The 12676-nt window shown below is 42.9% G+C and carries 7 protein-coding genes; 3 read left to right on the top strand and 4 right to left on the bottom strand.

Features of this window, described 5'->3' with window-relative positions:
* Nucleotides 1-108 precede the first annotated feature (108 nt).
* Nucleotides 109-4761: a choice-of-anchor D domain-containing protein gene (locus OKW21_RS15240; RefSeq protein WP_277480583.1), complete on the top strand. Its 4653-nt coding sequence runs from the start codon at nt 109-111 to the stop codon at nt 4759-4761.
* Between the two features lie 34 nt (nt 4762-4795).
* Complete coding sequence (locus tag OKW21_RS15235; protein ID WP_277480580.1) at nt 4796-6307, top strand: PorP/SprF family type IX secretion system membrane protein; 1512 nt, start codon at nt 4796-4798, stop codon at nt 6305-6307.
* 522 nt (nt 6308-6829) lie between these two features.
* Here the strand turns inward: OKW21_RS15235 and OKW21_RS15230 are convergent.
* The 4 genes from OKW21_RS15230 to OKW21_RS15215 form a co-directional block, all read right to left on the bottom strand.
* Nucleotides 6830-7591 carry an SDR family NAD(P)-dependent oxidoreductase gene (locus tag OKW21_RS15230; protein ID WP_277480577.1) on the bottom strand — a complete coding sequence of 254 codons (762 nt, stop codon included), beginning with the start codon at nt 7589-7591 and terminating at the stop codon, nt 6830-6832.
* A complete protein-coding gene (locus OKW21_RS15225; protein WP_277480574.1) occupies nt 7579-7791 on the bottom strand; it encodes a hypothetical protein in 213 nt (70 codons plus the stop codon). The genes OKW21_RS15230 and OKW21_RS15225 overlap by 13 nt, the downstream gene beginning before the upstream one ends.
* 13 nt (nt 7792-7804) lie before the next feature.
* Nucleotides 7805-8086, bottom strand: a complete 282-nt coding sequence (locus OKW21_RS15220; RefSeq protein ID WP_277480572.1) for a hypothetical protein — start codon at nt 8084-8086, stop codon at nt 7805-7807.
* Between the two features lie 225 nt (nt 8087-8311).
* Entirely contained in the window at nt 8312-8566 is a 255-nt protein-coding gene (locus OKW21_RS15215; RefSeq protein ID WP_277480569.1) for a FadR/GntR family transcriptional regulator, read from the bottom strand.
* A gap of 924 nt (nt 8567-9490) precedes the next feature.
* Here OKW21_RS15215 and OKW21_RS15205 point away from each other — a divergent pair.
* Nucleotides 9491-12655: a SusC/RagA family TonB-linked outer membrane protein gene (locus OKW21_RS15205; protein ID WP_277480562.1), complete on the top strand. Its 3165-nt coding sequence runs from the start codon at nt 9491-9493 to the stop codon at nt 12653-12655.
* Nucleotides 12656-12676 lie beyond the last annotated feature (21 nt).

The raw sequence follows: 12676 nt of genomic DNA, 5'->3' as shown, positions 1-12676 counted from the left end.
GATGGTCCGACCAGTATCAAGCCCGTGCTAGGGCAAATAGAAGTAAAATCTTAGAAAAAAACTATTGGCTTTATGGCTAAAAAACCATTTGTATTAACCCATTTACCCATGTCAAAAATTTACGCATTCGTATTTCTGCTCGGCTGCTGGCTACTTTACCAGACAGGCTATGCAGATGTGCCTGTACCTGAAAGCGCTACCGCTTTCAACTTTAAAAATGAATATAGTAAGCCGATAAGCAAAATAATAATAGAAGCCCCTTGTAGTAATCCGGTAGTTGACACCGAGAATAATACCCTTACTACTGCTTCAGGATCAAATACCAGTATAAGTGTTGATGCGACAGGTACTTCTTTGAGTTATCAGTGGCAGGTTAGCACGGACAATGGAAGTACATTTACAAATTTGAGCAATGGTACTAATTACGAAGATGTAAAAACTGCTACACTAACAATTAGATATATACCTGATGGGTTTGCGGATTATCAGTATAGATGTATAGTAAGTGAAGAAAGCTGTTCTTCAATATCAGGCGTTACCACTTTAAACTTGAGTTCCAGCCCACTCTGTGATTCTTCCCCTAATAGTTTTGGCTATGAATACGTATCATCAGTTTCAATCAATGGGGTGACTTTTGATGGTAACACTGATTTTTCTGGTCCTGGATATTATGATTACACAGCTGAAACGATCCCAACAGTTGCTGCCGGAACTACTGTGCCAGTCAGTGTTACCGTAGAGACAAGTTCTTCTTACCAGGAGTATGTTAAAATTTGGATAGACTTTAATAGAAACGGAACTCCGGGCGATGTTGCTAATGAGTTAGTATTTGATCAAAATCATTCTTTTAGTGGATCTCATACATTTAATGGAAATATTGCCATTCCTGCAGATGCATATAATGGAAATTTATATGCAAGACTAATTATGCAGTATAGTGGTTCACCTAATGTATGTGGAAGTTATGGTTATGGAAACACCTTTGATTTTAAAATTCCTGTTACCAGTGGTGTAGAGCCTATTTCATTGAATCTTAGCCTTAACAAATCCGATGGGTCCGATGGCGCAGTAATCAGTTCGCCAGCAGGAATAGATTCTGAAAATAGTATTTATGAAAATATTTTCGAGGAAGATGAAGAAGTAACATTAACAGCTACTCCTGCCAGTGGATCTAGATTTGAGAAATGGTCAGGTGCTGTTGAAAGCACTGATAACCCTCTGTTGATAACTATGGAGCAGAGTAAAGCATTAGTTGCGATTTTTTCCCCGATTCTCCCTCCTTCAGTCATCTCAGTTTCAGCTTCAAACACTACTACAAATTCTGCTGAAATAGGGGGTAACGTTATTGATGATGGAGGAGCTACAGTAAACGAGAAAGGGGTAGTATATAATAACTCTGGAAACCCAACCAGTACCGATATAAAAGTTCAAATTGGGAGTGGCTTAGGTGCATTTTCCAAAATTATCAGTGGCCTGTCACCATCGACAACCTATTACGTAAAAGCTTACGCTATCAATTCAGAAGGTATAAGCTATGGCGAAGAAAAGAGTTTTACTACAGCATCACCTAATACAGCTCCGGTAGCATCCAATGTGGAATTTACAGGTACACTGGAAGTTGAGCATGTTTTGACTGCCAGTTACGATTATTCTGATGATGATAATGATGCGGAAAATGGCACACATATGCAGTGGTACCGTTCTGATGATGATTCAGGTAGCGGTAAAATAGCTATCCCAGATGCTGATGAGATAAGCTATACACTGACAAATGATGATATTGGCAAATACATAAGCTTTGCGGTAACGCCTCACGACGGAAACAGCGAAGGAACGAAAGTGGAAAGCAGTCTGCAAGGTGCCATTACGTATCCTGATATTGTAGTGAAAGGCAAGGATATCAATATTTCTAATGGAGATAACAGCCCGGAAAGTACAGATGCCACAGATTTTGGTCTTGTGGTTGCTGCCAATGGTGAGGTCACGCAAACTTTCAGCATTGTCAATCCTGGTACCGCGGATCTCCAGCTTAGTAAAAATGCAGATTTACAATTAGTAAGTATTGAAGGTACCGACGCTGCGGATTTCAGCCTGAGCTCAGCACCTGTTGAGACGATCAGTGCAGGAAATAGCAGTAGTTTCAGTATTACATTTGATCCAGCCTCAGTAGGTGAAAAAAGCGCGGTCGTAAAGGTACTTAGTAATGTTAGTGGCAAAAGCACCTATACATTTACGGTCAAAGGAACAGGAACGAATACTGCTCCCGTGGCTTCTGATGTTACCATTTCAGGCATATTCGCAATCGGCGAACTTCTAAACGGCGAATATCAGTTCAGCGATGCCGATAATGATACTGAAAGCAATTCAGTGTACCAATGGTACCGTTCTGATGATGAGACTGGTACCAACAAAGCTGTCATCAGTGAGGCAGATGCCAAAACATATACGCTGCAAAGTGAGGATAAAGACAAGTATATTAGTTTTTCAGTATTGCCTGATGATGGTACTGACGCCGGGCTAATCGTTGAGAGTGACCTCCAATGGGTCTGGATCAATGATGCGCCTGCCTTTACCAAGGGTGCAGACCAAAGTGTTTTGGAAGATGCAGGAGCACAAAGCGTGGCAAACTGGGCCACTGACATCAGTGCCGGTTCAGCAGATGAAGCTGATCAGACGCTAACGTTCCAGCTTAGCAATGACAATGAGGTTTTGTTTGATGTACAGCCCGCTATTGATACTGAAGGAACGCTGACGTATACACCTGCTGAAGATGCTAACGGTACAGCCACAGTCAGTGTGACACTTTCCGATGATGGAGGTACTGCGAATGGTGGGGAAGATACATCAGATGAAGTAACATTTACCATCACCATAAATCCGGTCAATGATGCGCCTGCCTTTACCAAGGGAGCAGACCAAAGTGTGCTGGAAGATTCCGGTGAGCAAAGTGTGACCGCTTGGGCCACTGACATCAGTGCCGGTTCAGCAGATGAAGCTGATCAGACGCTAACGTTCCAGCTTAGCAATGACAATGAGGCTTTGTTTGATGTAGAGCCCGCTATTGATGCTGAAGGAACGCTGACGTATACACCTGCTGAAGATGCTAACGGTACAGCCACAGTCAGTGTGACACTTTCCGATGATGGAGGTACTGCGAATGGTAGGGAAGATACTTCAGAAAAAGTAACATTTACCATCACCATAAGTCCGGTCAATGATGCGCCTGCCATTACCAAGGGAACAGATCAAAGTGTGCTGGAAGATTCCGGTGAGCAAAGTGTGACCGCTTGGGCCACTGACATCAGTGTCGGTTCAGCAGATGAAGCTGATCAGACGCTAACGTTCCAGCTTAGCAATGACAATGAGGCTTTGTTTGGTGTACAGCCCGCTATTGATACTGAAGGAACGCTGACGTATACACCTGCTGAAGATGCTAACGGTACAGCCACAGTTACTGTGACACTTTCCGATGATGGAGGTACAGAAAATGGTGGAGTAGATACTTCAGAAGAAGTAACATTTACCATCACCATAAGTCCGGTCAATGATGCGCCTGCCTTTACCAAGGGAGCAGGCCAAAGTGTTTTGGAAGATGCAGGAGCACAAAGCGTGGCAAACTGGGCCACTGACATCAGTGTCGGTTCAGCAGATGAAGCAGATCAGACGCTAACGTTCCAGCTCAGCAATGACAATGAGGCTTTGTTTGATGTAGAGCCCGCTATTGATGCTGAAGGAACGCTGACGTATACCCCTGCTGAAGATGCTAACGGTACAGCCACAGTTACTGTGACACTTTCCGATGATGGAGGTACTGCGAATGGTGGGGAAGATACATCAGATGAAGTAACATTTACCATCACCATAAATCCGGTCAATGACGCGCCATTCTTCACGGCTGGAAGCGATCAGACAGTATCTGCCGGTGCGGAAAGTTATACCATTTCAGGCTGGGCAAGGGGTATTGCAGCCGGTCCGGCGAATGAAAGTAGCCAGGAATTAACTTTCCAGGTGAGCAATGATCATCATGAATTCTTTACCAGCCAGCCTGCGGTAAACAGCCAGGGCGATCTGAGCTTTGCCATCGCGGCGGATGTGAGTGGAGATGTAACAGTAAGGGTAAGCCTCTCTGATGATGGCGGTACTGCCAATGGTGGTGCAGACAGCAGTGAAGAAGCCAGCTTCACCATCAGCATCGGCAAGCTCGCTCAACAAATCAGTTTTGCCGGAATAGATGACAAAAAGATCGGCCAGGATCCCATTACCTTAAACGCCAGCGGAGGAGATTCAGGGAATCCGGTGACCTATTCACTGATCACAGCGCCAGCCTCAGGGGTAGCTTCGCTGGAAGGTAATCTGCTGGTGATGGAAGGAATAGGTACAGTGACAGTGATTGCCAGTCAGGCAGGTAGCGATACCTATGAAGCAGCAGAAGATGTATCAGTGAGCTTTGCGATAAATCAAAATGAGCTGTTTTTGCCTACGCTTTTCTCACCCAACGGTGATCAAAACAATGATTTCTTCATCCTGCGCGGTGCCGGTGGAGTAGCCAGCATTGAGATGACGATCTACAACCGGGAAGGGGAGCTGGTATACAGATCTACCGACTTTGAAAGCATTACCCAAAAAGGATGGGATGGTACCTATCAGAGACAGGCACTGATACCGGGTAATTATGTGTGGGTGCTCAAAGGAAGCTATACCAATGGTGAGCCTTTGACTGTGAATGGCAAAAATACCGGTACAATCCGCCTTATCCGATAGTACTATTCCTTTGACTTTAAAACATGAATATAAGATGAAGAAATTTTTGTTCTTAACCCTAGGTTTTGCACTGGTACAGGCTTGGTTTACCCAGGCCTGGGCGCAGGAGCCTAATATGTCACAATATACGCATACGCCATTTCTTACCAATCCGGGTATGATAGGGGTCATGGACCAGGCCAGTATCATTGCCAATCATAGAAATCAGTCGGTAGACGCGGGGCAAACCTATGCCACTTCTACCATCTCCGCTTATTATCCTATTAGCATAGGAAATCACCGCCTGGGACTTGGGGCTTCGTTTTTGAGCGACAGGGTAGCTGATTTTATGGGCACCAATGGAGGCATGTTGGGAACAGCTTATAGTGTGCAGCTATCCCGTAAGCATGAATTGAGCTTAGGTGCGCAGGCTGGTTTTTTTAACCGCAAACTTAACGCTGCTTTCAGCTTTACCACTGACAGTCAGTTTCAGAACGGTGGTTTTAATGCAGATGCTCCTACCGGAGAAATTTTTGTAGAGCAATCCCGCAATTTCACCACCCTGACAACCGGTTTATTCTGGCAGATGAAAGATGAACAGGGCAGACAGCTTGCGTTTGCCGGAGGATCAATCTTTAACTTTAACCAACCCAATGTAGGCTTTGATGAAGAAAGTAAACTACCCGTAAGCATGAAAGCCACTGCCGGTCTGCGCGTGTTTCAGGGAGACCGCTTATCAGTCGTGCCTAATGTGCGTTGGCTGAGTACCGCTGATGCACAAATGATCAATACCGGTAGCTGGTTTCGTTATGACCTGAGCCAGAGTATTGAATACCCTCAGCAGCTTAGTCTGGGTGCCTGGTATAATAGCAATAAAGCAGGCGTATTTGCGCTAGAGTATGAAAAGTCCAGCTATTTGATAGGCATCAGTTACGATATTCCGATGTTATCGGACCTGAGTACCATGCAACAGGGAGGGATTTTTGAGGTAGCCTTGTCACTGAAAATCGGTAACAAACGTCCAAAGCAAGTACGTGCCACTACCCCAGTAGAAACGAGTCCGGTGACTTTAGCGCCTGCGAAAGAAGTAGTGCCTGAGCCGGAAGTTCCTGCCAGGGTAGAGAAGCCTACCAAAGTGGAGCGTCTGCAGGGCAACCAGCTTTCAAATGAAGCTCCTGCGCTGGCTGTACAAAAGCGTGAGCTCCAGTTAGCAGAAAGCGATCGGGTGGAATTGAAAAAGACTGTGAGCTTTGAGCTTAGCTATGCCACACTTACTCCTGATTCCAGGGCTTTCCTTGATGATATTGCCGATATATTCAAGAGAAATGAAACCCTTAAGATCCAGTTGGTAGGGCATACCTGCAGCATAGGTACTGAGCGTGATAATGAGAAGTTGTCTGTAGAAAGGGCTGAAGTTGTTAAACAGTATTTGCAGTCAAAAGGGATTGCTGCCGAGCGAATTTTGGTGAAAGGAGCTGGTGAGCAGCAGCCTATCGTCAGCAATAGCACTGAGGAAGGTAGAATTCAGAACAGAAGAGTAGAATTTCAAATTATTGATCAGCCGTAAGTAATTGATATTGTGCTCCAGAGAGAAGCCCGGACCCTTTTCCGGACAGTATCTCAGGGAGTCAGTCCTCGTATGAATGAACTAACCTGCTGCTTAAGAGGGGTTAGTTCATTTTTTTTATACATTTTACTAACGACCTTTTATGGGAGGTTCAATATTAAATGCTTAATAATAGCAGACAGCGTTTGGAAAAATGATCTGCAGGCCCTTGGGCTTTCTTTTCTTTTTTGATAGTGCTTTCACAGTGCATCCTGCGAATACATACCAGGCCAGGCTCTGCTGGAATAGAGTTGCCATATCACAACAACGAACCTGATAGCCTACTAAATAGCTCTGAATTGAGGTACTGAATTCAATCTATTAAGCAATCGGGTTGTGACTTATGGTCATTCCCGGAAATAGTAAGTGTTAAATAAGGCAGTTCCTCTTATAGAATGGTGCATAACGATTCAGTATACTCCAATTGATGGGGAAATATTATAAATGTAAACATTACAGACAGCCAGCCTTCAGCTCATATTTCTAAGCCGCATAGACCCCACCATTGATATCCATTGTAATGCCGGTAATAAACCCATCATATTCGGAGGCCAGGAAAGTCACTGCCCGGGCTACATCATCTGGACATCCTGATCTGCCTAAGGGAATACCATCGATGGTTTGCTTAGCCGATTCAGGCGTTGTATGTGTATTATGAAAACGTGTTCCTTCAATAAATCCAGGAGCCACCGCATTGACTCTAATCCCAGATGGCGCAAGCTCTGTGGAGAGTGAACGTGACCAGGTAATTACTGCACCTTTGGTCGTAGAATAAACCAAAGATCCGAGGTGACCACCTTTTCTTCCTGCCAAAGAAGCAACATTGATAATACTTGAGCCCCGCTGGGTATTGAAATGAGAGTACAGCTCACGCGTGACCATCATCATACTGGTCATGTTAATATCGATAAGTTTATCCCAGTATGCTTTGTCAAGTTCATTTAAATAACGGCGCTCTACTAGTGAACCTGTATTATTTACCAGGATATCAATCGTACCTAACTCCTGCGTAAGCTCGCGGATACATTGGTTGACATTACTTTCCTTGGTCAAATCTGCCTGAATGCAAACAGCTTTTTGTCCATTCGCTTCAGCGAGCTTCTTCATCTTTTCCGGTTCATCTTTTTGATGATAATAATGCATTCCAATATTACAGCCGGCCTGAATTAAGTGCAGGGCTATTGCTGCTCCGATCCCCTGCGAAGTGCCGGTCACAATAGCATTTTTATTTTTTAGTGATCCCATACGTTAAATGTTATTGGTATTGATTGTAATTGATTCATTTCTATAAATATAATGAGGTCATTGTCTATTGTGCGCGCGGTCTGATAGCTTTCTTTTTCAAGCTCATGGCCTCCCAGGCTTATGGTTTCTACTTGATTTTCCGCCACATTGGTGATGATAAAGATAGGATTTAATATTGGAGTATCTTTTGGTTTAAGCATAAACTCAAGGTTTTCAGGATGAAAAGCATGCAAAATATAGGTATGTTGTCCTACATACATTATCCTCCAGGAATGGGAATGTTTCTGAGGCTTGCACGAACATACCCAGATTTACCTGCCTTACGCCAAGCCCATCCGGGTAGAAGAAATAGTATTCATCTACCCACTCATTATGATGATTTTTGTAGTGAGCATCCGTCACAGCATAGCGCCAATGTACTACAATAAGAGCGGGTGACTGCTCCAATACCTCAACCTGTGAATGCTTACATTGCCGGTCTTGTATGGCTCCCACTCATTCCTGCGTATTTAAACCTGCTGACACAGCATACCCAAAGCTTACAGCTAGCTGATCAACATCCCAACAGGGTACATAACTCGCCTTCTGCCAAAACACAAAACGTTGTCCATTGGGGAAAAGTACCTTCTCCTTTTTTAACATAAATACACATGAGCAATTTCCGGTGCCACTGCAATACTAAAGAGGGTGAGGATATGCATCTGCTATAAAATTATGCATCTACTGAATAACAGGTTCCATGATCACCGGCAGGATGGGGTTTCTGGATGCTATGGCTATAGCCTTATGAAAGTCAATATCATAGCTGATCATTGATTGGGGATGGTCAGCATGATTGACCATTTGCTGATAAATCTGACCGATATGATCAATATCAGCATCAGTAGTATTAAGGGCAGCAAGCCTGGAGGATTGGGGGTCAATAATCAGGTGTACTTCCGCAATAATGAGCAGGCTGGAATCGCAGCATTTCACTTCAAAGAGATGGTAAAGAGAAATAGTTACCGGCCTATATTAGTTTTCAGCCACATAAACACCATATCCTTATTTGGTAGCTACAATAGCTCGGACGATAAGCCGGTGTAACGCCTCAGTGATCACCGTATAAGAAACACCAAAACTTTCAGTTACTTCCATTTCTTCCAGTAGTTATCGCCGGGCAGAAATATTTTTTGTCAGATTGCATCAAGAATCTGCTGCTCTATCTTTTCATTAAGTAAAAGCTCTTTTTCAACTTTAATAAAGGGAGATTCAGAGTTTATTTGATTTTTTTGTGTAGTAACACTATAAGTATATGTATTCGGAAAGTAGCAATTTTTTGAACAAAATTAAGTTGCTACTAAAAATAAATGAATTATACTTCAAAATAACATACTGTATGTTATCATATAATGTACATATTCAAATTCATTTTTTTTAATATTTGTAAAATATAGTGTATATAATTAATTATTTTTAATAAATTTTGCGATTATTAAAATTAGAATATACATTGTCATGCAATAAATAATATGACATCTTTAGATATTCTTTCTTTGAAAATTTAACCTATTACTGAAAGATTGAGAAAATAGAATTTTCAGATTGAGATTGGGTTATGCTATCTCAAATCGGATATACCAAGTATATACCCTTAATTTTCTCATGTAAATACCCACTGAACGTTAAGTTGTTATGATAAAATAATTTATGATCATAGCTGTTCAGCGCACAACTTCCCCGCAGCCTGCCTATATCTAGAGATAGATAATTCCTGAAGAAACTATTTTGATAACAACAATAGCATTTCCTTAAAAATGATTTAACTACTCAATATTTATTGTTATGCAACACCAAAAACTATTATCTCCCCCTACTTCAAAATCATATGTAGGTAGGCATTTGATTTCATCATTCTTGATGATCATAATCTTAGTCCCTTTCGCCTTTGTCACCAGCCAAGCCGCTGAAGCAGTTGACGCCAAGGGGTTCAGGTCTTTGCAACGCTCGGGTGAACAAAATATCAGGGTGAGTGGTAAGGTGGTTTCAGATGATGATCGGGAAGGGATGCCTGGAGTCAATGTGATTGTAAAGGAAACTTCTATAGGAACTGTAACCAACATAGATGGTGACTTTAGCATTGAAGTGTCTGGCCAGGATGCCATTTTAGTATTTAGCTCTGTAGGCTATATCACCCAGGAAATTATTGTTGGCAATCAAACAGAAATTAATGTCACCTTAGCATCCGATGTCAGAGCCCTTGACGAACTGGTAGTAGTGGGATATGGCACCCAGAAAAAACGTGATATCACCGGTTCAATCAGCTCTGTATCGGGAGAAGAATTGAATGAAACTATCTCGAGCAACTTCGTTCAGGCATTACAGGGAAGAACGGCCGGAGTATTTGTCAATTCTAATTCAGGACAGCCCGGTGGAGGTGTTTCCGTACGCATACGAGGCATTGGAGGACTTAACAACAGTGAACCTCTTTATGTGGTGGATGGCGTTCAGATGAGTGGAGGGGGATCTGATTATTATAATCCTCTGGCCAGTATCAACCCAAACGATATTGAGTCAATTGAAGTACTCAAAGATGCTTCCTCTGCCGCCATTTATGGAGCAAGGGCCGCCAATGGCGTAGTACTGATAACTACTAAAAGAGGAAAGTCAGGGAAACCAAGATTAAATTATTCGGGCTCTTTTGGTGTACAAAATTTAACCAACCCTAATCACTTTGATCTTCTGAATGCCAGAGAGTTCGCTACTGTAGTTAATCAAACGGTAGTAGGGGATGGCGGAGTACCTATTTTCGGAGCCAATACTGAGCAGTATCCTTTGGAACTGTTTCCTGCCCCTGATGCGCTGGGAGTAGGCACAGACTGGATGGATGAAGTATTCGTAGATAATGCCTCTATACAGGACCATCAGTTTTCTATATCAGGAGGAAATGAGGCACATAAGTATTTTCTGTCTCTTAACTATTTTGATCAGGATGGAACCATGCTTGGAACTAAATTTAAACGTTATTCTATTCGCTTAAATACGGATAATAACTTAACTGATAATATCATAGTAGGTAATAGCCTTCTCATTAGCCATAACAATAGTAATACCCTTCAGGCAGTGAGAAATGGCGTAGGCGGCATTCTTTATAATACTTTGGTAGCCCCTCCCACCATTCCTGTATACAATGAGGATGGTAGCTTTGCCGGTCCTCCTACATCTTTTTATCAGCCCCGCAGAACCCCCGTAGCAAGTATACTGGACCCTACACGTGAAGCCAGGCGAACTGAGCTCATAGGGAATGTGTATGGTCAGGTGAATTTTCTGAAAGATTTTTCTTTCAAAACAAGCTTTTCGCTTAATATGGGTAGCGACAAAAATGAGCAGTACACACCAACTTATGATGAAGGCATCAATTCCAGTTCCATCACAAGTCTCAGCTCCAGTAACTCTACCAGCAGTACCTGGATATACAGCAATGTCCTCTCATACAACAAAGACATAAAAGAGCATCATATATCAGCCATGGCAGGTATGGAGTCCCAGGAACATCAATCGGATTTCTTACAGGGTACCGCTCGTTATACCGACGATGCCATAAAAGTAGTTTCGTCAGAGGGATCTGAAGTAGCTACAGTGGATCAGTCCAAAAGCGCTTCTTCCTTACTTTCCTACTTCGGTAGAGTAGCATACAACTATGCAGCTAAGTATTACATTGAAGGTAATATACGGAGAGATGGTTCTTCTAAATTTGGTCGCAACTCTCGCTGGGGCGTATTTCCTTCTGTTTCTGGAGCCTACAGAATTTCCAACGAAGATTTTTTTCCTGATAATGCTGTGGTAAACGGCCTCAAACTACGCGTAAGTTATGGTAAGGTAGGCAGTGATCGTATTGGTGATTTCAGATATATTGCCGGGCTCCGCAATGTGTTTTATGCTTTCGGTAATACCAATGGATCGTTCGCCAATGGTCTGGCCATAGACGAACTGGGCAATCCGGATTTGAAGTGGGAAACATCAGAACAAATTAACTATGGAATAGATGCTGAGTTTTTCGACAGCAAACTATTGCTTACTGCTGAATATTATGAAACCAATGTATCGGATATGCTATTAGGACTTCCTATTCCGGCTATAACTGGTATCAGTGCGAGCGTGGGTGAAATCACCTTGGGAGAAATTATCTCTAATGCTGGTTCTCTTACCAATAAAGGATTTGAATTAGAAGTAGAATACCGGAACCATGTAGGTGATTTCAATTATTCTGTTGGCGGTAACCTTACAACTTTTAACAATAAGGTAACTGACATTGGGCGGAATGAGCAAATCTGGGGAATGAGCATTGATGGCAACAATGTATCCAGAACAGTAGTAGGTGGCAGCCTGGGAGAATTTTACGGCTATGTGGTAGAAGGTATTTTCCAGACCCAGGAAGAAGTAGATGCCGCGAATGCACTGGGAGAAGAAGATATGCCCTATCAGGACCCCAACACTGCGCCTGGTGATTTTAGGTACAAAGACCTGGATGGAGACAATGTCATTACCGCTGCCGACCGCGACGTGATAGGAAGTCCTATTCCTGATTTCACCTACGGATTGAATATGAATCTGGCATACAAAAACTTTGATTTGTCATTGCTCCTGACCGGAAGCCAGGGTAATGAAATTTATAATGCTAACCGCAGAAACCTGGAAGCTTCCGGGCAGACTAATTTCAACAAATCAAAAACGGTGCTGGATGCATGGTCTGGACCCAACACCAGCAATACTATACCTCGCAGAATCGCTAGTGACCCTAACCTCAATAAGAGAGTTTCAAGTGTTTTTGTAGAAGATGGTTCTTACATGACTCTCCGCAATGTTCAGATCAACTACCATTTGCCTATGGAATTGATTTCCAGAATTAGCTTGTCAGATGCCATGGTATACCTGTCTGGACAAAGGCTATTCACCTTTACCAAATACAGTGGTTTTGATCCCATCGTCGGAAACAATGGAGGAAGTAACCTGAATGCAGGCATTGACAACGATTTGTACCCACAGGCCAAGTCTGTTCACCTAGGATTGCAAATCAGTTTTTAACCATCACAAAACTCTGAAATT

The organism is Catalinimonas alkaloidigena (genome assembly GCF_029504655.1).
Lineage (GTDB): Bacteria > Bacteroidota > Bacteroidia > Cytophagales > Cyclobacteriaceae > Catalinimonas > Catalinimonas alkaloidigena.
Note: the sequence above shows the minus strand (reverse complement) of the source record. Positions and strands in the feature narration are given on the sequence as shown.

What these genes read in the sequence shown, in the direction of transcription:
- OKW21_RS15225 (WP_277480574.1), bottom strand. Translation starts at nt 7,791, where the DNA reads ATGCTTAAACCAAAAGATACTCCAATATTAAATCCTATCTTTATCATC.
- OKW21_RS15240 (WP_277480583.1), top strand. Translation starts at nt 109, where the DNA reads ATGTCAAAAATTTACGCATTCGTATTTCTGCTCGGCTGCTGGCTACTT.
- OKW21_RS15235 (WP_277480580.1), top strand. Translation starts at nt 4,796, where the DNA reads ATGAAGAAATTTTTGTTCTTAACCCTAGGTTTTGCACTGGTACAGGCT.
- OKW21_RS15230 (WP_277480577.1), bottom strand. Translation starts at nt 7,591, where the DNA reads ATGGGATCACTAAAAAATAAAAATGCTATTGTGACCGGCACTTCGCAG.
- OKW21_RS15205 (WP_277480562.1), top strand. Translation starts at nt 9,491, where the DNA reads ATGATCATAATCTTAGTCCCTTTCGCCTTTGTCACCAGCCAAGCCGCT.